Here is a 23383-nt window from a genome sequence, read left to right as displayed (position 1 = left end):
GAGGCATTCTCAAGAATCGCTCTATTGCGAGTCATTCGCACATGCAAGGATGATATTGAGAATCCTTCGCGAAAATTGCGTTCGGCGGACGCGACAAGGCGCAGGCCCGATGACAGGCCTGTTCGTTCAGTAGTTCAGACGTTTCAGAAGGTTTGGGGGCTTGCTGCGCTCAAAGCAGCGGGAAGGCGCGGCCGGCGAGGATCAGCGCAAGCGCGCAGCCGAGCACCACGGCCGAACGCAGCATTTCCGCCACAGGGGCGGCAGGTGCAGCAACGAGGGCGATAGCGCGGGACATGTATCAAGCATGCGCCCGCAGTGCCTAACAAGTCGTTAAGGCGCTCAGGCCAGCCATTCAAGCAGCGAAGCGAGGCATTCGCGCGCCAGCAGCTTGCTGCGTTCGGGGCTCCAGCCCTGCGCCGGATCAGGCAGGTCGTCGTTGTCCTTGAAGGGCATTTCCAGCGTCATCGAGACGGCGCCGAAACGCTGCGCGATCTGGTTGGTCGCCATCGACAGATTGGCCTTGCCGGGCCGCGCGACCGGATAGCCGCGCTTCGTCTGAAAATCGGGCGTGCGGCGCTCGAGGATCGCGCGGTAGCGGCGATAGGCCTCGCCCTGCGCTTCGGTCCAGCCGGGGATGCCTTCGAAGCCCGCAAAGAACACGGCGGGGATCGCCTCGTCGCCATGGACGTCCATCGCGAAGTGGACGCCGGTCTCGTCCATGGCACCGCGGATTGCGAGCACTTCGGGCGAACGCTCGGCGCTCGGTTCGTGCCATTCGCGGTTGAGGTTCACACCCGCGGCATTGGTCCGCAGATGCCCGCGGCGCGAACCATCGGGATTGCAATTGGGCACGATGTGGAAGCGGCAAAGCTGGCGCAGCTTGCGGGCATGCGGATCAGCGGGATCGGTCAGCATGTCGAGCGCGCCTTCCATCCACCATTCGGCCATCGATTCGCCGGGGTGCTGGCGCGCGATGAGCCAGACCTGCTTCTCGCCTTCTCCCAGCGAGAGGCAATCGATCGGCTGGCCATCGAGACTGCGGCCCAGCACGCGGTGGGTGACGCCTTCGCTGGCGGCCACTTCGGCGACGAGATCGTGGTGCCGCTCCATCGAATAGGGCGCGAAATAGGCGAACGAGCAGGTGGCGGACTGCGGGGTGTAGCGGATCGTCATCGTGCCGCCGTCGACTGCCGCGTCATAGCGGGTCTCGGCGCGGTACCAGATGTCGCGGTCTTCGGAGACGCAGGCGCGGTAGTGGGTCCAGCCATCGGGATAGGCGGCGGCGGCAAGGCCGGTGATCTTCAGTTCCAGCGTCCGGCCCGCGCAGCCGCCGACGCGGAAGTGGAACCACTGGAAGAATTCGGAGGCATTGTCGCGCCGGATGGCGAGCCGGGCGGTGGCGCCGTCGATGCTCAGGACTTCAATATTGCCGCTGTCAAAGCCGGCGTCGATGCTGATCGGATCATTGGTCATTTGACCGTGATAGTCGCCCCCGAGGTTCCGGGAAAGCCCGAGAACAAGGCATGGGCCAAGCGCGGTGCGGCCTGATCGACCGAAGCGGCCTTTGCTTTCTCGTTCTCGATGTTGTCGGCGCGGCCTTCCCACAGCGAAAGGCCTGTCGTGCGGCTGCGGATGGTGACGACGAGCCGGGTATGGACGCGCGCCTTGGGGCCGCCGCCAAGATTGAAGCCGAGGCCGAGCCCGACGCCGCTGTTCCACCCGCCGGTCGCGCCGCCGACGCCAACCGAGACCGGTCCGCGCTGGCGTTCGGTGCGCTGCACTTCGCGCTCGACGCGCACTTCGGCGACGGCATCGGCGGCGCCGGGCGTCGCAGTGCCGAACTTGAGCGCGGCAAGCTCAGCCTCCACGGCCTGAAGCCAGGCGCGGATTTCGAGGCTGTTCGGATCGGTGCCGGGCGCGGCGACAACGGCCACGGTGTTGCGGCCGAGCGTCGTGATGCTGTCCGGCGTGTGGAAGCGCGTGACCTCCACCGGAGCGGCCAAGGCGGGTGAGGCGGCCAGCACCAGCGCCGCGAGGAACAGGCGGGCCCTCACGGTGTCACCGCCGCGAGCGGCTGGACGACCTGGCCGTCCGGGAACTGCTTGAGGAGAGCGGTGGCGAGGCGGGCGGCCATCTGGCTGTTGTTGATCCCGCCGTCTTCCTCGCGTGCCTCGCCCTCGGCGTGGCCTTCCCACAGGACGCGGCCCGTGGCCTTGTCGCGGATGCGCAGATCGAGCCGGGTGGAAATGATCGCCTTGGCCGGCTTGGTGAGATCGACCGCGAGCGCGAGGCCGAAGCCGCTGCCGCGATTGCTGACGGTGGTGCTCATGGCGCCGCTGACCTTCCTGTGCGGGGCCTCCTCGGGGACGGCCACGCTGTGGCTGACCCCGATCTCGGCGATCTGGTCGGGATCGAGTGCTGTCGCCGTGTCATAGCCGCGCCGGGCGAGTTCGTCGATAATGGCGGCTTCATAGACGGGGAGCTTGCCGTCCTCGTTGTCGCCGGCATCGCTCGCCATGCGGCTCACCACGATGCGGCCCTTGCCGAGCAGGGCTTCGGCATCGGCGGCACGATAGGCCGTCACGTCGATCTTCTTCGAGGGCTGCGCGGTCTGGCGCGCAGCAGGATAGCGCGGATCGGGACCCCTATCCTGCCAGCCGCCCCCGCCGCCCCATCGCTCTTCGCCGGGCATGCCTTGCGCCAGTGCGGGCGTGGCGGCGCAGGCGAGCAGCAAGGCAGCGAGAGCAGTGGTAGCCTTCATCACAGGACTTTCAGGTAAACGACCGACGGTAAATCCTAGGTCCGGGCGCATGTCAGCCACCTGAACGGATTGTTTGTCGATTCCAACGCATGGCGAGCCTGCTACTGCATTGCAGCATTTGCTGAGGGGAGTGATTCGCATGGGCCAGGTTCCCGTTCTCGTTACCGGCGGCGCCGGGTACATCGGCAGCCACGCGGTGCTGGCGCTGCAGGATGCGGGCTGGCCCGTTGCGGTGATCGACAACCTGACCACGGGCTTCCGCTTCGCGATTCCCGATGGCGTGCCGCTCTATGAAGGCGATATCGAGGACGGCGCGCTGCTGGCGCGCATCTTTGCCGAGCAGAAGATCGGCGCGGTGATGCATTTCGCCGGGTCGATCATCGTGCCCGAATCGGTCGAGAACCCGCTCAAGTACTATCACAACAATACCGCCAAGAGCCGCGCGCTGATCGCCGCCGCGGTCGAGGCGGGGGTGAAGCATTTCATCTTCTCTTCGACTGCCGCGACCTACGGCATTCCGGAAGTCTCGCCTGTCACCGAAGACAGCCCCAAGTCGCCGATCAATCCCTACGGCATGTCGAAGCTGATGACCGAGACGATGCTGGCCGATACCGCGCGGGCGCATCCGCTGAATTACTGCGCACTGCGCTATTTCAATGTGGCGGGGGCGGACCCGGAAGCGCGCACCGGACAATCGACGGCGGGGGCGACGCACCTGATCAAGGTCGCGGTCGAAGCCGCGCTCGGCAAGCGCAGCCATGTCGGCGTGTTCGGCACCGATTTCGACACGCCCGACGGGACCGGGGTGCGCGACTATATCCATGTGTCGGACCTCGCCGCAGCGCATGTTCTGGCGCTGGAGGCGTTGATTGCGGAGCCGCAGCGTTCGCTGACAATGAACTGCGGCTATGGTCAGGGGTTCTCGGTGCTCGAGGTGCTCGATGCGGTGGACCGCGTGACCAACCGCAAGATCGAGCGCAAGCTGGAAGGCCGCCGCGCGGGCGATCCCGATTCGCTGATTTCGGACAACCGCCGCATCAAGGCGACGCTGCCCTGGGTGCCGAAGTATGCCGATCTCGACGTGATCGTGAGCCATGCACTGGCGTGGGAAAGGAAACTGACCGAGATCCGCGGGGACGCCTGAGTCCTTGGTTGACTTTCGTGCGGGGCGCGCATAACCGCCGCGTTCCAATTTCGGCCCGGTCGGCTCGGGCAAAAGGATTCGTCATGAAGATTCGCAACAGCCTGAAGTCGCTCAAGGATCGTCACCGGGACAACCGCGTGATCCGCCGCCGCGGCCGCACTTACGTCATCAACAAGACCCAGAAGCGCTTCAAGGCGCGCCAAGGGTAATCAATCCCTGCTGATTGCGCGCGCTCCGCTTCGGCGGAGTGGTTTGCAGTCGAACGGTCTTGAACCGGCAGAGGCCTCCGCGAACTGCGGGGGCTTTTTGCATGTGTGGAAGGAGGGATCGGCATGAGCGACAAGGTCGATGCTGTCGTCTGGGATATCGGCCACGTGCTGGTGCAGTGGTCGATCCGCTATCTCTATGAAAAGCTGATCGATGATCCGGCTCAGCTGGACTGGTTCCTCGCGCATGTCGTCACCGTGCCATGGCATTTCCGCCACGATGCGGGCGAGCCGTTGGCGGACCTGATCGCCGAGAAGGTGGCCGAATACCCCGAGCATCGCGCGCTGATCGAAGCCTATGCGCCGCGCTGGCTGGATACGATTCCGGGGCCGATCGAAGGTACCCCTGCGCTGGTCGAAGCGCTGGCCGCGCGCGGCGTACCGCAATTCTCGATCACCAATTTCGGTGCGGACACCTTCGCCATGTTCCGCCCGACGTTCCCGGTGCTGGACCACATGGGCGATATCGTGGTGAGCGGTGCCGAGCGGCTGGTGAAGCCCGATCCGGCAATCTTCCAGCTGGCGGCGCAGCGCTTCGGCCATTCGCCGGAGCGGATGCTGTTCATCGACGACAATGCGGCGAACATCGCCAGCGCGGCGGCGCTCGGCTGGCAGGTGCATCACTTCACGCGCGGGGCAGAGGCGCTGGAAGCCGATCTGCGGGGGTTGGGGCTGCTCTGACAAACCCCCACCCCGCTCATGCTGAGCTTGTCGAAGGATGCTGGCGCGATGCTTCGACAAGCTCAGCATGAGCGGTTCGTGAGTTGGGGGGATTTTCTATCGCAGCCCGATCAGCGAAATCTGGCGGCCGTAGCCCGCTTCCCCGGCATGGGTGGAGCGGCGGAACGAGTAGAAGCGCTCGGCCTGCGAATAGGTGTCCTCGCCCAGCATCCCGACAGTGCCGACACCGAACGCGGCGAGGCGCGCGGCGACATAGCCCTCCAGATCGAACCAGCTGTGCCCGGCGCGGCCCGCGCGGAAGAAGCGGACGTTCTCGGCAGCTTCGCCGGTGAAACGCGCTTCGAAGCCCGCGTCCACTTCATAGCTCTTCTGCGCGATGCAGGGGCCGACCACGGCAGCGATGCGGGAACGGTCAGCGCCGAGGGCTTCCATCGCTTCCACAGTGCGGTCGGTCACCCCGCCGATGGCGCCTTTCCATCCGGCGTGGGCCGCGCCGATCACCCCGGCCTCGGCATCGTGGAACAGCACCGGCGCGCAATCGGCGGTGAGCACACCGAGGAGCAGGCCGGGCCGGTCTGTGACGAGCGCATCGGCCTTGGGCCGGTCGGCATCCGCCCACGGCGCGGTGACGGTCACCACATCGGGCGAATGGATCTGGTAGCAGGTCAGCAGCCGCGCGCCCGGCAGCACGGCCTCGCCAGCGCGGCGCCGGTTTTCGGCGGTGTGCGCGGGTTCGTCCTCGCTGTAGCTGACGTTGAGCCCGGCATGGAGGCCTTGGCTCACCCCGCCGCGCCGGCCGAGGAAACCGTGCGCAGCGCCTGACAGCGCCGGTTGGGTGAGGACTTCGGGCCGCTCGCTCATCCGTTCAGGCTCTTGCTCACCTGCTCGCTGACATCGCGCGACAGGCCGGGGGCGGCGGCGATGCGTTCGAGCTCGGCACGCATCAGCGCCGCGCGCGCGGGTTCAATCCGGCGCCAGCGGCCGAGCGGCGGGACGAAGCGCGCGGCGACATTGCCGTTGATCGGATCGAGCTTGAGGATGAGGTCCGCGATCATCCGGTAGCCCGCGCCGTCCGCCGCATGGAACGCCTGCGGATTGGCGGCGAAGGCCATGTAGAGCGCGCGGACGCGGTTGGGGTTGGTCATCGTGAAATCGGGATGCTCGGCCAGCGCGGTGACGTGCTTCAGCGTCTCGGGGTGAAGCGCGCCCGCCTGGATCGAGAACCACTTGTCGATCACCAAGGCATTCCCGGCAAAGCGCGCATGGAAATCGGCGAGCGCGGCGCGGCGGGCTTCATCGCACGCGGCGGTGCTGATGCCGGCGAGGACCATCAGCGCGCCCTGCCGGTCGGTCATGTTGTCCGCCGCATCGTATTGCGCCTTGGCGCGGCGGGCGGCTTCGACCGGATCGCTGGCAGCGAGGTAGACCAGCGCCTGCGTCTTGAGCTTGCGCGCGCCCCTTGCGGCGGCCTCGAGGCTGTAGGGCACGGCGGTGCAGCGGTCGTGCAGCGCGTGCCATTGGGCGGCGAGCTCGCTGCCCAGCCAGCGCTTCAATGCCTCGCGCTCGGCATGGATACGCGAAGGATCGGCCTGCGCGATCTGCTCGGCGATATAGCCTTCGCCGGGGAGGATGATCAGCTCGCCGCGCATCAGATCGTCAAGCGCGGTATCGGCCAGCACTGCGGCATAGACATCGCGGATGGCGTCCAGGCCTTCGGCGCGGGCCGCGTCGGTCAGGTCGCCCGAAACGGCGGCGACGAGGTGGCGGACCATCAGCTGCTGCATCGCTTCGTAGCGCGCGAAGGGATCATCGTCGTGCGCGGCAAGGAAGACGAGGTCCGCGGCCTGGAGCGGCATGTCGATCGCGACGGGGGCGGAGAAGCCGCGATTGATCGAGAGCACGGGCGGCGCGTCGAACCCGTCGAACGTAAAGCTCTGCTCAGCTTCAGTCAGGACAAGCAATTGCTCGCCCGCGTGTTTTCCGGTGGCGCGGTCAAACAGCGCGGTGCGCAGCGGGATGACCATCGGCTGCTTGTTCGGCTGGCCTGGCGTGGCGGGCACGGTCTGGCTCAGCGTCAGCGTGGCGGTATCGCCTTCATGCGTCAGCTTGGCAGTGACGCGCGGAGTGCCGGCCTGCTCGTACCAGCGGCGGAACTGCTTGAGGTCGAGTCCTGCGCCGTCCTCGATCGCCTTGACGAAATCCTCGCAAGTCGCCGCCTCGCCGTCGTGCCGTTCGAAATAGAGGTCGGTCCCCGCCCGGAAGCGCTCGGGGCCTGCCAGCACCGTCATCATGCGGATCACCTCGGCGCCCTTGTTGTAGACGGTCGCGGTGTAGAAGTTGCTGATCTCCTGATAGGAATCCGGGCGGATCGGGTGCGCGAGCGGTCCTGAATCCTCCGGGAACTGCGCGGCGCGCAGGATACGCACGTCCTCGATCCGCTTGACCGGGGCCGAGCCCATGTCCGCGCTGAACTGCTGGTCGCGCAGCACGGTGAAGCCTTCCTTGAGGCTCAGCTGGAACCAGTCCCGGCAGGTGACGCGGTTGCCCGACCAGTTGTGGAAGTATTCATGCGCGACGACCCCTTCGATCGCGTCGTAGTCGCCGTCGGTCGCGGTTTCCGGATCGGCGAGGATATAGCGCGTGTTGAAGACGTTGAGGCCCTTGTTCTCCATCGCGCCCGCGTTGAAATCGGAAACGGCGACGATGTTGAACAAGTCGAGGTCGTACTCGCGGCCATAGACTTGCTCGTCCCAGCGCATCGAATCGATCAGCGCCTTCATGGCGTGCCCGGTGCGCGTCTCGTCCCCGGCGCGGACATAGATGGCGAGATCGACACGGCGGCCCGAGCGGGTGGTGAAGCTGTCACGCGAGGCGACGAGATCGCCCGCGACGAGCGCGAAGAGGTACGAGGGCTTGGGCCAGGGATCGTGCCATTCGGCCCAGTGCGTGCCGTCCGCGTTCTCTCCGCTCGCGACCGGATTGCCGTTGGAAAGGAGGACCGGGAAAGCCGCCTTGTCGCCAGCCATCCGCACCGAATAGACGCTGAGCACGTCGGGCCGATCCGGGAAGAACGTGATGCGGCGGAACCCTTCCGCCTCGCACTGGGTGCAGAGCATGCCGTTCGAGGCATAGAGGCCGGAGAGCTGGGTATTGGCAGTCGGGTCGATTTCGGTCTCGATGGTGACCGTGTGGCGATCACCCGGCAGGTCGATCACGAGCCGGCTGCCGTCCATGCGCCAATCGTTGTGCGCTGCGCCGTCGACCAGCACGGACTTGGCCGTGATGCCATCGCCGTCGAGCCGCAGCGGGCCGGACGCCGGCCCGGCGCGCTCCACCACCAGATCGGCGCGCACCCGCGTCGCGGTGAGCGAGAGCGCGAAATCGAGCGCGATTTCCGGCACCTGCCACTCGGGCGGGCGGTAATCGAGGCGCTGGATGACAGTGGCGGGCAGGGCGGGCGTGCCAGAGAGGTCGTTCATGGCCGCCAATGTAGGGAGCCTGCGCGCGCGGGGAAGCGCAAAAACGGCCATGCGCAAAACTTCGTCGGCAAGAGCTTGACGAGGGCGCGGGCGCGCAGCACCCATGGCGCCGACAGAACAGGCAAGGGGTCGAGGTTGCAAACCATGCCATTATCGAGACCGATTACAGGTGTTGCTTTTGGCTTTTCGCTGGCCTTGCCCGGCCTCGCTCAAGCGGCCGCTTTCAACGTCGATCATGCGACGCAGCTTTGGCTCAGAACCCTGAGCGGCCCGGCCAAAGCCCGCTCCGATGCCTACTTCGAAGGGGGTGAGTGGCTGGGGCTGTGGGGCGCGCTGATTTCGGTAGCGCTCTGCTGGTTCCTGCTGCGCATCCGCCTGCTGCCTGCGATCCGCGACATCATGCATCGGCGCGGCTGGCGGCCCTGGCTGGGGATGCTGGCTTGCGCTGTCGTCTTCATCATCGCCGATACTGTGCTCAGCCTGCCGTGGTCGATTTATGAGGGGTACTGGCGCGAGAAACAGTACGGACTGATGAATCAGTCGCTGGGTGCATGGCTTGGCGATCAGGCGATAGCCCTTGCGCTGAACGTGGTGTTAGGCAGCTTGCTCCTGCTGGTGATCTATGCCGTGATCCGCAGGTTTCCCAAGCGCTGGTGGCTGATCGGTACAGGCGTGATGGGGGCAGCGATCACGTTCGGCGTCCTGATCACGCCGGTGTTCATCGTGCCGCTGTTCAACACCGCGACCGAACTGCCGAACGGACCGGTGCGCGAGCGGGTGGTTGCGATGGCCAAGGCCAATGGCGTCCCGGCAGAGCACATCTACCTGATCGATTCGTCCCGCCAGTCGGACCGGATTTCTGCCAACGTCTCTGGCATCGGCCCGACGATCCGCATCTCGCTCAACGACAACCTGCTGAACAAGACGAGCGTCGCCGAGACCGCGGCGGTGATGGGGCATGAACTGGGCCACTATGTGCTGGGGCATGTGTGGCGGACGATCATTGTGCTCACGCTGCTGATGGGCTTGCTGCTGTGGCTGGCATCGCGGATTGCGCCGGCGCTGATCCGCTATGGCGGGGAAGGCTGGAGCGTTCGCGCGCTGTCCGATCCCGCTTCACTGCCGGTGCTGGCGGGCGTGCTGAGCGTGCTTTCATTGCTGGCGACGCCGGTGACCAACACGCTGATCCGTGTGGACGAGAGCGAAGCCGATGCTTTCGGGCTTGATGCCGCGCGTGAGCCGGATGGCTTTGCCGCGGCGGCGATGAAACTATCGACCTATCGCAAGATCGAACCCGGCCCGCTGGAGGAACTGCTGTTTTTCGATCACCCCTCGGGCAAGACGCGGGTGACGATGGCGATGCAGTGGAAGAAGGACCACGTGCCGAACGCGGTCGAAGTCGTGCCGCCCCCGCTCCCCGAACCGAAGACGCCGGCCCCCCAGCCGTGAAGCTGCTCATCTTCGGCATGGGCTATACCTCGCAGGTGATCGCGGCGCAGCTGCGCGCGGCGGGCTGGGAGGTGGTCGGGACGGGGCGCGAGGGGGATTTGCGGTTCTACGACCGCGATGCGGTGCTCGCCGCGCTGGCGGAGGCGAGCCATGTGCTCTCGTCCGTGCCGCCCGCGCGCGAGGGCGGCGATCCGGTGCTCGAGGCCTATGGCGAGGCGCTCGCGGCAGCATCGGCGCAGTGGATCGGCTACCTCTCCTCGACAGGTGTCTATGGCGATGTCGGCGGCGCCTGGGTCGATGAAACCGCAGAAGTCGGCACCGGAAGGCGCTCGGCGCGAACGGCGGCGGATCTCGCGTGGCAGGCGCTGGGCGAACGGGTGCGCGTGTTCCGCCTGCCGGGCATTTACGGTCCCGGTCGCAGCGCGCTTGACCGGGTGCGCGAGGGCCATGCCAAGCGGATCGCGCTGGAAGGGCAGGTGTTCAGCCGCGTCCACGTCGAGGATATCGCGGCGGGTGTGATCGCCGGGATCGAGGGGCCGGCCGGCGTCTACAACCTCGGCGATGATGAGCCTTCGAACCAGAACGCGGTGATCGAGGAAGCCGCGCGGCTGCTGGGCGTGGCGCCGCCGCCGCTGCAGTCGCTCGAAGAAGCCGCGCTCTCGCCGATGGCGCTGGCGTTCTATGCCGAGAACCGGCGGGTGGCGAACGGCAAGGCCAAGCGCGTGCTCGGCTGGCAACCGCGCTATCCGACCTACCGCGAGGGGTTGCGGGACCTCAATGCCACGACCAGTCCGATCATCGCCAGCGCGGCGCCCGAGCCTGCCAGCAGCGACCAGCGGTAGCCTTCGACCGCGGTCGAGATCAGCATCGCGACGACCGGCACCAGCACGCCGTTGTAGGCGGCGCGGCCCGGACCCAGCGCACGCAGCAGGCCATTGTACATCGGGAAGGTGACGACCGTGCCGACGATGGCGAGATAAGCCGCCCCGCCCGCATAGGCCAGGGTGAAGTCGAACTGCGGCGGGCCTGAGAGGATCCATGCGATCGTGCCGTCGACAGTCGCGCCGATTGCCATGGCCCATGCAAGCAGGGTCGGCACCGGTTGGCCGCGCGCTATGGGGCTGGCCTGCACCACGTTGCCGACCGAGGCGAACAGGAGCGCGACGAGCACCATCAGCCCGCCGACAATGACCTTCGAGCCCATCGCCGCGTTCTGGGCGAGTGCGATATGGTATTCATGGAGCATCAGCAGCGCGATCCCGGCCAGCGCGATGGCCGTGCCGACAAGGAAGCCGCGCGTGATCCGCTGGCCGAGGAAGATCCGCGCGAGGATCGTGTTGGGCACCAGCAGCAGCGCGAAGAGCACCGCGACGAGGCCCGAGGTGATGTATTGCTCCGAACGATAGACGAACTGGAAGTTGAGGCTGAACACGCTGCAGCCCATCACCGTTGCCACCAGCAGCCCCTTGCGGTCCGGCACCAGCGGCAGGCGCTTGAACGCGGCGAACACGAACATGCCGATGGCCGCGCCGGTGAAGCGCCAGGTGACCGACCAGCTCGGCGGTACATCGCCCAGCTGGTACTTGATGGCGATCCAGGTCGAGCCCCAGATCAGCGCGGTCAGCAGGAACGGCACAAGGATGCGCGGTTCGAGGAAGCTCGCCTCGCTGCTGGTCTGCCGGTCGACGCTCACAGCGCGGAGATGGCGCGGGCGAGCGCCACCACTTCGTGCGCGGGGCTGCTCCATGCAGTGACGAGGCGGGCGGCGCCGGGCGCGCCGGCGGGGGCGGCCCAATCGTAGAAGTCGAAGCCTTGCGCGCGAAGGGCAGACTGCTCGGCAGGCGAGAGGACGACGAAAACCTCGTTGGCCTCGACCGGGTGGATCAGACGCTCCCCGCAGGCGGCGGCGATTTCCTGCGCGGCTGCGTTGGCGGCGCGCGCGTTCTCCAGCCAGAGCCCGTCCTCGATCATTGCGAGGATCTGCGCGGCAAGGTAGCGGCCCTTCGATTGCAGGTGTCCGGCGCGCTTGCGGGAAAAGCGGACGACGTCGACCAGATCGGGCGCGAAGAACACGATGGCCTCCGCGCTCATCCCGCCGTTCTTCACGCAGCCGAACGTCAGCGCGTCGACCCCGGCCTTCACCGTGACATCCGCCGGGAAGCAGCCAAGGTGCGCGACGGCATTGGCAAAGCGCGCGCCGTCCATGTGCAGGCCAAGTCCGCGCGCCTCGGCCAGAGCACCGATCCCGGAGACTTCGGCGGGGGTATAGACCCGGCCGCACTCCGTTGCCTGCGTGATCGAGATCGCATGCGGCTGGACCTGATGGACGCCCGGGCGGATGCCATCAAGCACCGTGCGGATCGTCTCGGGCGTCAGCTTGGCGCCATCTCCGTCAGCCAGCAGCAGCTTGGCGCCATGGAGGAAAAACCCCGGCGCGCCGCCCTCGTCCATCTCGATATGCGCCTCGCGGTGGCAGACGACGCCGCCATGCGGGGGCACCATCGCCGAAAGCGCGAGGCAATTGCCCGCCGTGCCGGTCGCCACCCAGAGCGCCGCGCAGGGCACGCCGAACAGATCGGTGAACGCCGCGTCGAGCCGGGCGGACAGGGCATCCCCGTCATAGGCGGTGTCTGGCGCGTCGGCGGCCTGCATCGCCGCCCAGACGCGGGGGTGGACAGGGGCGGCGTTATCGGAAAAGAACTTCATGGCCGCACCCCTTAACCGCCATGGAACGTTGGGGGAAGGGAGCTTGCCTTGGGAGGCCGATAGCTATGGATGACCCCGCCATCACCCTGATCGATCACGGCGCCGAGGGCGAATATCAGGCCCGCGTGGCAGACAGCACAGCAGTTGGCCGCCTGACCTGGGTCCGCCGCGGCGATGTGCTGACCGCCGAGCACGCGCTCGTGCCGCCCGAGATCGGCGGACGCGGGATCGCCGCCAAGCTGGTCGAAGCGCTGATCGCCGATGCGCGGGAGCAGGGCTGGAAGATCGTGCCCGAATGCAGCTACGTCGCCGCTGCGTTCCGGCGGCATCCCGAGTGGGGGGATCTGCTGGCGTGAGATGGCGCCGACCCGGACCATTCCGGGCCGGCGCGACCCAGGTTGATCAGATCAGGATGCCCTCGCCCGGCGCGGCGACATCGGCGGCGCGGAAGAGCAGGTTGTCGAAGCCGACATAGTCGTTGGTGCCCGGATTGCCGTCATTGGTCGAGAATTCGAGGCGGTGGAGGCCGTCGAAGGTCTCGAAGCTGAACGGCTGGGCCGAGCCGGCCCGGACGACGATCGTCTCCTCGGCGACGAGGTTGAATCCGTCGGCGTCGGAATATCCGCGAATGGTGACGGCCACGCCGTCGCGGAAGGCAGCCGAGAACGCGCCGCCGAGGAAATCGAACGCATCGGGGTTGGTGATCACCACCGGCGAACCGGCTGCCTGGCCTTCGTAGCCAACCACTTCGTTGTTGTTGGCTTCGGCAATGAAGCCGATGTTGGTGCCCGAGGCGGCAGTATAGCCTGGAAGCGAGCCATCGACGTGGTAGGCACCGGCTTCGGCAAATGTGAAGCCCTGATACGTGCCAAGCGCCGTCTCTGCGCCGGGGGCAAGCGCGATGTCGTCGAAATCGAGCGTGAACGTCGGCGGGGTGTCGTGGTAGGTCAGGTTGTCGATGCCGAAGTAGTCGTTCGTGCCAGCATTGTTGTCGTTGGCGTTGAACTCGATGCGCGTCGCGCCCGAGAAGGTGCCGTAATCGAGGCCGTCGTCGGCAAAGCTGACGAGGCTTTGCGCGGCGGTGTCGACCGTGACTGTCTTTTCGCCGATGAGGATCGTGCCCGCCTGATCGGCATAGGCGCGGATCGTCACCGTGAGGCCATCGCGGAAGGCGGAGGAGAGCTGGATCGTGTCGAGCGTGAACGGCGTCTCGCGGCTCATAACGAGCGCGCTGCCGGCGGCGGCGTCCTCGTAACCGGCGACTTCGTTGTTGGCCGCTTCGGCGATGAAGAGAATGTTCTGGCCGGAGCTCGCGACATAGCCGGCGATCGCGCCGTTGGGATTGTAGATCCCGGCCTGTTGCCAGTTGAAGCCGCCATAGCCGTTGGCGAGACGGGATTCGCCGCCTTCCGCAAGATCGAACGAATCGAAGGTGAGCGTGGTGGAAAGATTTGCCACTGGTAAGGATCCCCTTGTCTTGTTGCACCGCGCCGCGAGGCCGGTCGTACGAGGGGGGGACTTACGAAAAATTAGGAAACGGCATTGATCCGGAATTCACCAACATGGCCGGCGATTGCGGTCATCCGCAAAGCATCCTGCCTCCTCCCCGCACCGGGCGGGCGGTGAAGCTGTGCATCTCAAGGCGTCGCGCGTTCGGATAGAGTACGAAAAAGCTGCCGCTGATCTGGCCGCCGGGCTTGCCCATGATCGTGAACCATCCGCGATCGGGATAGTTGCACCCGCGGTTGGGCGCTGTGCTGCACGAGAGGATCATGGCCGAGCCCGGGCGTGCGTTGCCTCCATCATGATTCCAGGTGCCGATCATTGCTTCAAGTGGAGCATTGGCGCGCAGCTCAAACAGCCGTCCGCGGGTCGTGGGCAAGGTCACGCGAAAAGCGGCGCCGTCATAGGGCGCGCAATCGGCCTGATAGGTGCCGTGCAGCACAGGTGTCGGCGGCGCGCCTGCCACCATCAGGAGGACTGAAAGCGCGAGGGTGGGCAAGGCAGCGGGCATCGGGCCTCCTGGGCGGTATGGCCATGCTATCGCAAAGTGTGAGGGGCGGGAAATGGTGCTGCTGGGGAGGATTGAACTCCCGACCTCAGCCTTACCAAGGATGCGCTCTACCACTGAGCTACAGCAGCACACCATTTCCGCTGACCCGTCAGCGCGGCAAAGCCGGGGCGGGCAGGCGCGCGCTTTGGCGGCGAGGCTGGCGTTTGTCAAGGACGGGGTTGCAGCCTTTGTTTCGGCGCGGCAGAGACGCGGGCGATGACGGACAAGAACCCAGCTGCGCCCGAGAAGCCGCTGACCCGCGAGGAGCGCCTCGCGCTGCGTCTGCGCGAGAACCTGCGGCGCAGGAAGGCGCAGGCGCGGGCGATGGATGCTTCGGGCGAAGAGCCGCCGCAGACGTAGCGCGCGGTCCGGCCCACCCCCGACCCCTCCCGCAGGCGGGAGGGGGCAACAAGGCGCGAGTACCCCCCTCCCGCCTGCGGGAGGGGCTGGGGTGGGTAAAGACTAAGCGCGCAACGGTCTGTCCAAAGCGCCCCTTCCCAAAAGCCCGGGGGGACGCTAGGTCCGCCGCCTTGTTTCGCCCCAATTCGCGAAGGACCACGATGCCCCGCCTGATCCTGATCCGCCACGGCCAGTCGCAATGGAATCTGGAAAACCGCTTCACCGGCTGGTGGGATGTCGACGTGACCGAGAAGGGCGCGGCGGAAGCCTTTGCGGCGGGCGAACTGCTCAAGGCCAAGGGCATCCTGCCGACCACGGCGTTCACCTCGCTGCAGAAGCGCGCGATCAAGACGCTGCATCTGGCGCTGGAAGCGGCAGGCCGCATCTGGATCCCCGAAGACAAGGACTGGCGGCTCAACGAGCGGCACTATGGCGGGCTGACCGGGCTCGACAAGGCCGAGACGGCGGCCAAGCACGGGGAGAGCCAAGTCAAGATCTGGCGCCGCAGCTTTGATATCCCGCCGCCGCCGCTGGAAGCGGGCAGCGAGTTCGATCTCGCCAGCGACCCGCGCTATGCCGGTATCGCGGTGCCTGCGACCGAAAGCCTCAAGGACACCATCGCGCGTGTGCTGCCGTGCTGGGACGAGAAGATCGCCCCCGCACTGCGCGCCGGCGAGACGGTGCTCGTCTCCGCGCACGGCAATTCGCTGCGCGCACTGGTGAAGCACCTCTCGGGCATTTCGGACGCCGACATTACCGGCCTCGAAATTCCGACCGGGCAGCCGATTGTCTATGAACTGGGTGACAATCTCGCCGAGATCGAGCGGTACTACCTTTCGGAGCGTTGAGCCGCTTCGGACGAGAGGGGATGCAAGGGGATGAGTGAAGGCGCGGCCAAAGTCGCAATCGTCATGGGAAGCCAGTCGGACTGGGAGACCATGCAGAACGGCGCGGCCGTGCTCGAAAAGCTCGGCGTGGCGCATGAGTGCCGGATCGTCTCCGCGCATCGCACGCCGGACCGGCTGGTTGCCTTTGCGAAGGGCGCGGCGGCGGACGGCATTCAGGTGATCATCGCGGGCGCGGGCGGCGCGGCGCATCTGCCGGGCATGATCGCCGCGATGACGCATCTGCCGGTGCTGGGTGTGCCCGTGCAATCGAAGGCGCTCAAGGGCATGGATAGCCTGCTCTCCATCGTGCAGATGCCGGGTGGCATTCCAGTGGGCACGCTGGCGATCGGCGCGGCGGGGGCAACCAATGCGGCGCTGCTGGCGGCTTCGATCCTCGCGCTGAATGATCCGGCGCTGTCCGAGCGGCTGGTGGCATGGCGCACGGCGCAGACCGATTCGGTCGCGGAACGGCCGGTTTGAGCTGATGATTGCCCCGGGTGAGACCATCGGCATTCTCGGCGGCGGCCAGCTTGGCCGGATGATCGCGCTGGCTGCGGCAAACCTCGGCTATCGCTGCCATGTCTATGCGCCCGAGGCGGATTCGATAGCGGCTGATGTCTGCGCCGGGTTCACTTGCGCCGGATGGTACGACAGCGAGGCACTTACGGCCTTCGCCAAGACCTGCGCGGTGGTTACCTACGAGTTCGAGAACGTGCCGGTCGCGCCGCTTGCCGCGCTGGGCGATGTCGCGCTACATCCCGGCACCCGCTCGCTCGAAGTGGCGCAGGACCGCGCGGCTGAGAAGAGCTTTGTCGAGGAGCTGGGCGGTCGGCCCGCGCCCTGGGCCAAGGTTGACAGCGCCGAGGATCTCGCGGCGGCGATTGCCAGGATCGGCACCCCCGGCATCCTCAAGACCCGGCGTGACGGCTATGATGGCAAGGGCCAGTGGCGGATCATGACGCCCGGTGATGCCGAGGGGCTTGAGCTGCCGCAGGTGCCGCTCGTCTACGAAGGCTTCGTGCAGTTCGATGCCGAGTTCTCGGTGATCCTCGTGCGCGGGGCGGACGGCGACGTGCGCTTCTGGGATTCGGCGCAGAACGCGCACAAGGCGGGCATTCTCAGCCAGTCGGTCGTCCCGGCGGGCGATGCGGTGCGTGCACAAGTGGGTGTGGCGCGGGCGCTGGCGAAGCTGGTTGCGGACGCGCTGGGGCACGTCGGCGTGCTGACCCTGGAGTTTTTCGCCACCGCCGATGGGCCGGTGTTCAACGAGATGGCCCCGCGCGTCCATAACTCGGGGCACTGGACCATTGAAGGCGCGCTGACCTCGCAGTTCGAGAACCATGTGCGCGCGATCTGCGGCCTGCCGCTGGGGTCAACCGACTTGTGCGCGGCGGGCGTGGTGATGGACAACCTCATCGGCGACGAGGCGCATGACTGGCCGGCGATCCTTTCCGATCCGGCCAACCACCTGCACCTCTATGGCAAGGCGGCGGTGCGGCCCGGGCGCAAGATGGGCCATGTCACAAGGCTGGTGCTGTAGATGGCGCAGGCGATCTTTCTGATCGTGGCGCGCGCATCGGACGGCACGATCGGCAACGAGGGTGCCCTTCCGTGGCGCTTGCCCGCAGACCTCAAGCGCTTCAAGGCGCTGACGATGGGCAAGCCGATGATCATGGGCCGCAAGACTTTCGCCTCGCTGCCGGGGCTGCTGCCGGGGCGGCGCCATATCGTGCTGACGCGCGACGCGGCTTGGTCTGCGCCGGGGGTAGAAGTGGCGCATGATGTCGCGGGCGCGCTTGCGCTGGCCGGTGAGGGTGAAGTCGCGGTGATCGGCGGGGCCGATGTGCTGGCGCAGTTCGAGGGGCTGGCGCAGCGCTTTGAGCTGACCGAAGTGCATGGGGACTACGCCGGGGATACCGTGCTGGCCTATCCGGCGGCGCCGTGGCGCGAGACGGCGCGGCAGAGCTTTCCCGCCGAGGGCACATACCCGGCGTATGACTTCGTGACCTTCGCGCGAGGCGCGGCCTGATGCGCCTCCACGCCAGCGAGCCGATGCCCGAGGCGCTGCGCGGCGGCGTGATCGCGCTGGGCAATTTCGACGGGTTCCATCTGGGCCATCAGGCCGTGGCGGGCGAGGCGGTGCGCTGGGCGCGCGCAGAGGGACGACCCGCGATCATCGCCACGTTCGATCCGCATCCGGTGCGCCACTTCAAGCCCGATGCGGCGCCGTTTCGCCTTACCACGCTCGATCAGCGCGAGGCGCTGTTCAAGGCGGCGGGGGCGGATGCGATGCTGGTGTTTGCCTTCGATGGCACGCTGGCGGGCACGACGGCGGATTCATTCGTGCGCGATCTGCTTGTCGGACGGCTCGGCGCGGCGGCGGTGGTGACGGGCGAGGACTTCACCTTCGGCAAGGCGCGCGGCGGAAACATTCAGGTGCTGCGCGATGTCGGCGCCGAAGCGGGGCTGCAGACGCGCGCGGTGGGGCCGGTGCTGCTGGACGGCGAGGTCGTTTCCTCCAGCCGCATCCGCGAGGCGCTGATCGCGGGCGATCCGCAGGAAGCCGCGCGGCTGCTGACCCGGCCGTTCGCGATCAAAGGCCCGGTGCAGCACGGCGACAAGGTGGGGCGGACGATCAACTTCCCGACCGCCAACCTAGATATCGGCACCTACCTCAGGCCGCGCTACGGCATCTATGCGGTGACGGGGCATCTGCCTGACGGTCGCGTGCTGAAAGGCGCGGCCAATATCGGCATTCGGCCGACATTCGATCCGCCCAAGGAACTGCTCGAGCCGCATTTCTTTGATTTTTCAGGCGATCTCTACGGGCAGGAGATCGAAGTGGCGTTCCACCACTTCCTGCGCGGCGAGGCGAAGTTCGACAGCCTCGATGCGCTGGTGGCGCAGATGGGGCGCGATTGCGACGAGGCGAAGCGGCTGCTGGCTCACATCGGCGGGTAGGCCGTCATCACCGAGACGACATAGCCGCCCCAGATCGCTGTGGGTAGCAGGTACCACGGCGAGCGGGCATCGCGGGTGCGCAGCACGAAGATCGCCGCGACCGTGCAAGCAATCGTCAGCCAGGTGCCCCAGTAGGCGGCGGCGTTTAGCTTCAGCCCACTGGTGTAGAACGGATAGGCGATGCACACCGCGCCGAGCGCGTAGGGCGCCCACGAGCGCCAGCCGCTATCGCCGCTCTGCCGCACATAGACCCAGCGCGCCGCACCCATCAGGCCAAGCAGCACCGTCCAGATCAAGCCGACCATATAGTCCGGCGGGACCATCGGCATCTTGCGCGCGGCAGGGACGGATCGGCCCGGCCTATGTCGAGGCGATCCTCGAGCCGACCTTGGCGGCAGCTGAGGCGCGACTAGCCTTGCATATCGCGCGCGGCGAGATGGTGGCGGCGGACCCGCGCCACGCCGCGATCGCGCTTGTCTCTCCGCTGCTGGTTGCGGCGCTGCACCAGCAGGAGCTGGGCGGGGCGGATGTGCGCTGCCTCGATCTGGCGGCGCTGGCGCGGGACCACGGCGCGGCGTTTGTGCGGGCTTACGGGGTGGGGCGTTCTGTAGCGCCCTGAACCCAAAACTCCCCGTTCGTGTCGAGCGAAGTCGAGACACCAAGCGCTGCGCCCAGTGTCTCGACTTCGCTCGACACGAACGGAGGGGGAGGTTCCGGGTCCGTGCGAACCAAATTGCGCTAGGCGGGCGCTAAGGCTAAGGCCCGCCGATCATGACCGAAGCTCCAGACTACCGCTCGACCGTCTTCCTGCCGAAGACCGATTTCCCGATGAAGGCCGGCCTCCCCCAGAAGGAGCCGGGCATTCTGGCGCGCTGGCAGGACGAAGGGCTCTACAGCCAACTGCGCAAGGCGCGTGCGGGCGCGGAGAAGTTCATTCTTCATGACGGCCCGCCCTATGCCAATGGCGACATGCATATCGGCCATGCGCTGAACCATATCCTCAAGGACATGGTGTGCCGCACGCAGACCTTGCTCGGCAAGGACGCGCCCTATGTGCCCGGCTGGGATTGCCATGGCCTCCCCATCGAGTGGAAGATCGAGGAAGAGTACCGCAAGAAGAAGAAGAACAAGGACGAGGTTCCGCCGAAGGAATTCCGCGCCGAATGCCGCGCCTATGCCCAGAAGTGGGTGGACGTGCAGCGCGAGCAGCTGAAGCGGCTCGGCATCCAGGGCGATTGGGACAACCCGTACCTGACGATGGACCCGCAGGCCGAAGGCACCATCGTTGCCGAACTGCTGAAGTTTGCGGAAAGCGGCCAGCTCTATCGCGGCGCGAAGCCGGTGATGTGGAGCCCGGTCGAGAAGACCGCGCTGGCCGAGGCGGAGATCGAGTACGAGGATATCGTCTCGACCCAGATCGACGTGGCGTTCGAGATTGTGGAATCGCCGATTGCCGAACTGGTTGGCGCGCATGCGGTGATCTGGACGACGACGCCGTGGACGATCCCGGTGAATCAGGCTTTGGCTTATGGGCCGGAAGTTGAGTATGTGCTTGTCGACATCCGCGGCAAGGGATTTGAGATTGGTAGACCTGATCCTCTTGGGATTGGCGACGATGGTTTTCTTTCTTCGCTGCGAGACAGAAAGTTTTTGATTGCATCTGACCTTCAAGGTCAATTCTTCAATCGTGTTAGCAGTCTGGTGCGGCAACGTTTGCAGGAGGTGCACGGGCAAGCTGTCGATTTGACTGGTTATCCAATCTTTGAGACTGCTGGAGCAAGATACAAAGGCTCCGACCTCGCCGGAACCATCTGCCGCCACCCGATGCACGCGCTCGGCGGGTTCTTTGCCAAGCCGCGCCCCATGCTGCCCGGCGATTTCGTCACGACCGACAGCGGCACGGGCCTTGTCCATATGGCCCCGGACCACGGCGAGGACGACTTTGCGCTGTGCAAGGCGCACGGGATCGAGCCGGTGTTCGCGGTGCAGGGCGATGGCAAGTACCGCGAGGACTGGGGCTGGCTCGGCGGGCAGGGCTCGGTGATCAATCCCAAGTTCAACGCGCCGGACGGGCCGATCTGCGAGGACTTGCGCGCGGCGGGCGGGTTGCTGGCGGCGTCTGCCGACTACAAGCATTCCTACCCGCATTCGTGGCGTTCGAAGGCCAAGGTGATCTATCGCTGCACGCCGCAGTGGTTTGTGCCGATGGACCGGGGCGAGGCAGGCGAGACGCTGCGCGAGAAGGCCGTGGCCGCCATCGCCGCGACGCGCTTCGTGCCGGAGAAGGGCCGCAACCGCATCGGCGCGATGGTCGAGGGGCGGCCGGACTGGGTGCTCTCGCGCCAGCGCGCGTGGGGCGTGCCGATCACGCTGTTTGTGGACCGCAAGACCGGCCAGTACCTCAACGATCCCGCCGTCAACGCGCGGATCGTCGCGGCGGTGCGCGCCGAGGGCGTCGATGCTTGGGATGCGGAACGCGCGCAGGAGTACCTCGGGCCGGACTACCGCGTCGAGGACTACGAGCAGGTCACCGACATTCTCGACGTGTGGTTCGATTCGGGTTCGACCCATGCCTTCGTGCTCGAAAGCGGGCGCTGGCCGGACCTCCAGTGGCCGGCGGATCTCTATCTCGAAGGCTCGGACCAGCATCGCGGCTGGTTCCAGTCCTCGCTGCTGGAAAGCTGCTCCACGCGCGGGCGGGCGCCTTACAATGCGGTGCTGACGCACGGCTTCACGATGGACGCCAAGGGCATGAAAATGTCCAAGTCGCTGGGGAACACGATCTCGCCCATCGACCTGATGAAGGAATATGGCGCGGATATCCTGCGGCTCTGGGCGCTTTCGGTCGATTTCACCGAGGACCACCGGATCGGGAAGGAAATCCTCGCGGGCGTGGCGGACCAGTACCGCAAGCTGCGCAACACCTTCCGCTATCTGCTGGGCGCGCTGGACGGGTTCGACCATGGGGCGGAAGGCGTCGAGGCGGCGGATATGCCGGAGCTGGAGCGCTATATGCTGCACCGGCTTGTCGAACTGGATGGTGCGCTGCGGCAGGCGATCAACGACTTCGATTTCAACACCTACACCCGCGTGCTGATCGATTTCTGCAACGAGGACCTCTCGGCGTTCTTCTTCGATATCCGCAAGGACTGCCTCTATTGCGACGCGCCGACGGACCCCAAGCGGCGCGCCTATCGCACGGTGCTCGACGTGCTGTTCCACGCGCTGGTACGCTATGCGGCGCCGGTGCTGGTGTTCACCAGCGAGGAAGTGTGGACCTCGCGCTTCCCGGATGGGGGCAGCGTCCATCTGGAAGCGCTGCGGGAACTGCCGGCGGAATGGCGCGATGCCGCGCTCGCCGAACGGTTCGAGGGCCTGCGCGCGCTGCGCAACACGGTGACCGAAGCGATCGAGCCGCTGCGGCGCGACAAGGTCATCGGATCGAGCCTGCAGGCGGAAGTAGTAGTTCCGGCGGGCGCGGCTGAAGGCGATCTCGCCGAACTGTTCATCACCGCGCAAGTCACGCGCGGGCAGGGCGATGCGGTGGAAATCGTGCCCACCGCCCACCACAAGTGCGGCCGCTGCTGGCGGCACCTGCCGGAAGTGACCGAGGACGGTGCGCTGTGCGCGCGTTGTGACGAAGTCGTGGCGGGGGTCGACGCGTGAGGAACCGCTTCGCCGGATTTGCGCTGGCGCTCGGCGTGTTCGGGATCGACCGCGCGATCAAGGCGCTGATGGCGGGGCCGCTGCAGCTGCAGGCGATCGGCGTGATCAAGCTGCTGCCGTTCTTCGATCTGCGCTGGACCGAGAACTACGGCGTTTCCTACGGCATGTTCACCGCGGATTCGAGCGAGATGAAGTTCGCGCTGCTGGGGATGACCGGCGCGATCGCGCTCGGCGTCGCCGTGTGGATGCTGCGCGAGAAGGTGCTGGGCGAGATCCTCGCGCTGGCGCTCGTGCTTGGCGGGGCGCTGGGCAATATCTACGACCGGGCGGTGCGCGGCTATGTGATCGATTATGCCGATCTGCATATCGGCGAATGGCGCCCGTTCCTGATCTTCAATCTCGCCGATGCGGCGATCACCTTCGGCGTGCTGATACTGCTTGCCCGGTCGCTGCTTTCGCGCGAAAAGCCCGCCCAGCCGGCGGATGCTGACCATGATACCGCCACGGAGACTGTTTGATGCGTAAGTCGACCTCGATCCTGATGCTTGCCGGTGGCGCCATGCTGCTCGGCGCGTGCTCGCAGGGGGGCTCGCTGTTCAACCGCATCCGGCCTGATGAGTTCGCCGTCAGCCGTCAGGCGCCGCTGGTGGTGCCACCCGATTTCTCGCTGATGCCGCCCAACCCCGGCGCGCCGCGTCCGCAGGATCTCGACAGCTCGAAGCAGGCGCTCGATGCCCTGTTCGGCGGCCCGGCCCCGCGCAGCGCGGTGGAAACCGATGCGCTGGGCAAGGCGGGCGCGTCGGCCGTCGGCATCCGCAGCGTCGTCGGCGATCCCAAGACCAAGACCGTGGCCAAGGGCGCGACGCTGCGCGATATCCTCGCCGCGCCGGAAGGCGACGGGCGCGAGGCGCAGGCCAGCACGGCGGGCTGA

27 protein-coding genes and 1 tRNA gene are annotated in these 23383 nt (G+C 66.6%); 16 read left to right on the top strand and 12 right to left on the bottom strand.

Translation table 11 applies throughout. The features are described from left to right. Positions 1-169: 169 nt before the first annotated feature. From NDB2M1_RS23325 to NDB2M1_RS13395, 4 genes are read right to left on the bottom strand one after another with little or no spacing between them, the layout of a single operon-like run. Positions 170-295: a hypothetical protein gene (locus tag NDB2M1_RS23325; RefSeq protein ID WP_256374894.1), complete on the bottom strand. Its 126-nt coding sequence runs from the start codon at positions 293-295 to the stop codon at positions 170-172. 44 nt (positions 296-339) lie between these two features. Further along, complete coding sequence (locus tag NDB2M1_RS13405; RefSeq protein ID WP_072383022.1) at positions 340-1473, bottom strand: M14 family metallopeptidase; 1134 nt, start codon at positions 1471-1473, stop codon at positions 340-342. Next, on the bottom strand, positions 1470-2054 hold the full coding sequence (locus tag NDB2M1_RS13400; protein ID WP_072383020.1) for a DUF4136 domain-containing protein: 585 nt from the start codon (positions 2052-2054) through the stop codon (positions 1470-1472). The genes NDB2M1_RS13405 and NDB2M1_RS13400 overlap by 4 nt, the downstream gene beginning before the upstream one ends. Continuing rightward, positions 2051-2761: a DUF4136 domain-containing protein gene (locus NDB2M1_RS13395; protein ID WP_072383018.1), complete on the bottom strand. Its 711-nt coding sequence runs from the start codon at positions 2759-2761 to the stop codon at positions 2051-2053. The genes NDB2M1_RS13400 and NDB2M1_RS13395 overlap by 4 nt, the downstream gene beginning before the upstream one ends. A gap of 139 nt (positions 2762-2900) precedes the next feature. Between NDB2M1_RS13395 and galE the strand changes: the two genes are divergently transcribed. The 3 genes from galE to NDB2M1_RS13380 all read left to right on the top strand — a co-directional run bounded on the left by galE (position 2901) and on the right by NDB2M1_RS13380 (position 4852). Beyond that, positions 2901-3905: a UDP-glucose 4-epimerase GalE gene (galE, locus tag NDB2M1_RS13390; RefSeq protein WP_072383016.1), complete on the top strand. Its 1005-nt coding sequence runs from the start codon at positions 2901-2903 to the stop codon at positions 3903-3905. An 83-nt stretch (positions 3906-3988) separates the two neighbouring features. Further along, positions 3989-4114: a type B 50S ribosomal protein L36 gene (gene ykgO, locus NDB2M1_RS13385; protein ID WP_054122357.1), complete on the top strand. Its 126-nt coding sequence runs from the start codon at positions 3989-3991 to the stop codon at positions 4112-4114. A 123-nt stretch (positions 4115-4237) separates the two neighbouring features. After that, positions 4238-4852 (top strand): HAD-IA family hydrolase, encoded by a 615-nt coding sequence (locus NDB2M1_RS13380; protein WP_072383014.1) that lies wholly within the window; start codon positions 4238-4240, stop codon positions 4850-4852. Between the two features lie 96 nt (positions 4853-4948). Here NDB2M1_RS13380 and pgeF read toward each other — a convergent pair whose 3' ends face one another. Together pgeF and pepN are read right to left on the bottom strand one after the other, a co-directional pair. Then, a complete protein-coding gene (pgeF, locus tag NDB2M1_RS13375; RefSeq protein WP_072383012.1) occupies positions 4949-5713 on the bottom strand; it encodes a peptidoglycan editing factor PgeF in 765 nt (254 codons plus the stop codon). Then, the gene (gene pepN, locus NDB2M1_RS13370; protein ID WP_072383010.1) at positions 5710-8331 is read right to left on the bottom strand and encodes an aminopeptidase N; all 2622 of its coding nucleotides are present in this window, start codon (positions 8329-8331) and stop codon (positions 5710-5712) included. Before pepN ends, pgeF begins: the two co-directional genes overlap by 4 nt. 195 nt (positions 8332-8526) lie before the next feature. Between pepN and NDB2M1_RS13365 the strand changes: the two genes are divergently transcribed. After that, a complete protein-coding gene (locus NDB2M1_RS13365) occupies positions 8527-9780 on the top strand; it encodes a M48 family metallopeptidase (protein ID WP_072383007.1) in 1254 nt (417 codons plus the stop codon). A gap of 17 nt (positions 9781-9797) precedes the next feature. Beyond that, positions 9798-10622 carry a Rossmann-fold NAD(P)-binding domain-containing protein gene (locus NDB2M1_RS13360; protein ID WP_171955401.1) on the top strand — a complete coding sequence of 275 codons (825 nt, stop codon included), beginning with the start codon at positions 9798-9800 and terminating at the stop codon, positions 10620-10622. On the opposite strand, the gene NDB2M1_RS13355 is transcribed toward NDB2M1_RS13360, so the two are convergent. Both NDB2M1_RS13355 and NDB2M1_RS13350 read right to left on the bottom strand, forming a co-directional pair. After that, a complete protein-coding gene (locus NDB2M1_RS13355; protein WP_072383003.1) occupies positions 10532-11473 on the bottom strand; it encodes a DMT family transporter in 942 nt (313 codons plus the stop codon). The two genes, NDB2M1_RS13360 and NDB2M1_RS13355, sit on opposite strands and share 91 nt — an antisense overlap. Next, entirely contained in the window at positions 11470-12486 is a 1017-nt protein-coding gene (locus NDB2M1_RS13350) for a threonine aldolase family protein (RefSeq protein WP_072383001.1), read from the bottom strand. Before NDB2M1_RS13350 ends, NDB2M1_RS13355 begins: the two co-directional genes overlap by 4 nt. 65 nt (positions 12487-12551) lie before the next feature. On the opposite strand from NDB2M1_RS13350, the gene NDB2M1_RS13345 reads away from it, so the two are divergent. Continuing rightward, positions 12552-12842, top strand: a complete 291-nt coding sequence (locus NDB2M1_RS13345; protein ID WP_072383000.1) for a GNAT family N-acetyltransferase — start codon at positions 12552-12554, stop codon at positions 12840-12842. A gap of 46 nt (positions 12843-12888) precedes the next feature. On the opposite strand, the gene NDB2M1_RS13340 is transcribed toward NDB2M1_RS13345, so the two are convergent. The 3 genes from NDB2M1_RS13340 to NDB2M1_RS13330 form a co-directional block, all read right to left on the bottom strand. Next, positions 12889-13944, bottom strand: a complete 1056-nt coding sequence (locus tag NDB2M1_RS13340; protein ID WP_072382998.1) for a hypothetical protein — start codon at positions 13942-13944, stop codon at positions 12889-12891. A 121-nt stretch (positions 13945-14065) separates the two neighbouring features. Further along, positions 14066-14500 (bottom strand): hypothetical protein, encoded by a 435-nt coding sequence (locus NDB2M1_RS13335; protein ID WP_072382995.1) that lies wholly within the window; start codon positions 14498-14500, stop codon positions 14066-14068. Positions 14501-14553: 53 nt separating this feature from the next. Beyond that, positions 14554-14628, bottom strand: a tRNA-Thr gene (locus NDB2M1_RS13330). A gap of 127 nt (positions 14629-14755) precedes the next feature. Between NDB2M1_RS13330 and NDB2M1_RS22665 the strand changes: the two genes are divergently transcribed. The 6 genes from NDB2M1_RS22665 to NDB2M1_RS13305 all read left to right on the top strand — a co-directional run bounded on the left by NDB2M1_RS22665 (position 14756) and on the right by NDB2M1_RS13305 (position 18786). Then, positions 14756-14899: a hypothetical protein gene (locus NDB2M1_RS22665; protein WP_171955391.1), complete on the top strand. Its 144-nt coding sequence runs from the start codon at positions 14756-14758 to the stop codon at positions 14897-14899. A 200-nt stretch (positions 14900-15099) separates the two neighbouring features. Beyond that, positions 15100-15786 (top strand): 2,3-diphosphoglycerate-dependent phosphoglycerate mutase, encoded by a 687-nt coding sequence (gpmA, locus tag NDB2M1_RS13325; RefSeq protein WP_072382993.1) that lies wholly within the window; start codon positions 15100-15102, stop codon positions 15784-15786. Between the two features lie 30 nt (positions 15787-15816). Then, positions 15817-16305: a 5-(carboxyamino)imidazole ribonucleotide mutase gene (gene purE, locus NDB2M1_RS13320; RefSeq protein ID WP_054122367.1), complete on the top strand. Its 489-nt coding sequence runs from the start codon at positions 15817-15819 to the stop codon at positions 16303-16305. A gap of 4 nt (positions 16306-16309) precedes the next feature. Next, positions 16310-17365 (top strand): 5-(carboxyamino)imidazole ribonucleotide synthase, encoded by a 1056-nt coding sequence (locus NDB2M1_RS13315; protein ID WP_072382991.1) that lies wholly within the window; start codon positions 16310-16312, stop codon positions 17363-17365. Then, a complete protein-coding gene (locus NDB2M1_RS13310; protein WP_072382989.1) occupies positions 17366-17854 on the top strand; it encodes a dihydrofolate reductase in 489 nt (162 codons plus the stop codon). Beyond that, on the top strand, positions 17854-18786 hold the full coding sequence (locus tag NDB2M1_RS13305; RefSeq protein WP_072382987.1) for a bifunctional riboflavin kinase/FAD synthetase: 933 nt from the start codon (positions 17854-17856) through the stop codon (positions 18784-18786). Before NDB2M1_RS13310 ends, NDB2M1_RS13305 begins: the two co-directional genes overlap by 1 nt. Here the strand turns inward: NDB2M1_RS13305 and NDB2M1_RS13300 are convergent. Further along, positions 18771-19184 carry a tryptophan-rich sensory protein gene (locus NDB2M1_RS13300; RefSeq protein WP_256374895.1) on the bottom strand — a complete coding sequence of 138 codons (414 nt, stop codon included), beginning with the start codon at positions 19182-19184 and terminating at the stop codon, positions 18771-18773. The two genes, NDB2M1_RS13305 and NDB2M1_RS13300, sit on opposite strands and share 16 nt — an antisense overlap. A 17-nt stretch (positions 19185-19201) precedes the next feature. On the opposite strand from NDB2M1_RS13300, the gene NDB2M1_RS13295 reads away from it, so the two are divergent. The 4 genes from NDB2M1_RS13295 (at position 19202) to NDB2M1_RS13280 (ending at position 23383) form a co-directional block, all read left to right on the top strand. Beyond that, positions 19202-19405 carry a hypothetical protein gene (locus NDB2M1_RS13295; RefSeq protein WP_072382983.1) on the top strand — a complete coding sequence of 68 codons (204 nt, stop codon included), beginning with the start codon at positions 19202-19204 and terminating at the stop codon, positions 19403-19405. 152 nt (positions 19406-19557) lie between these two features. Beyond that, positions 19558-22452 carry an isoleucine--tRNA ligase gene (gene ileS / locus NDB2M1_RS13290; RefSeq protein WP_072382981.1) on the top strand — a complete coding sequence of 965 codons (2895 nt, stop codon included), beginning with the start codon at positions 19558-19560 and terminating at the stop codon, positions 22450-22452. After that, positions 22449-22970 carry a signal peptidase II gene (lspA, locus tag NDB2M1_RS13285; protein ID WP_072382980.1) on the top strand — a complete coding sequence of 174 codons (522 nt, stop codon included), beginning with the start codon at positions 22449-22451 and terminating at the stop codon, positions 22968-22970. Before ileS ends, lspA begins: the two co-directional genes overlap by 4 nt. Beyond that, a complete protein-coding gene (locus tag NDB2M1_RS13280) occupies positions 22970-23383 on the top strand; it encodes a DUF3035 domain-containing protein (RefSeq protein WP_054122784.1) in 414 nt (137 codons plus the stop codon). The genes lspA and NDB2M1_RS13280 overlap by 1 nt, the downstream gene beginning before the upstream one ends.

Source organism: Novosphingobium sp. NDB2Meth1, from assembly GCF_900117425.1.
Taxonomy (GTDB): domain Bacteria; phylum Pseudomonadota; class Alphaproteobacteria; order Sphingomonadales; family Sphingomonadaceae; genus Novosphingobium.
The sequence above is the reverse complement of the archived record's forward strand: the minus strand, read 5'-3'. Positions and strand labels throughout refer to the sequence as shown.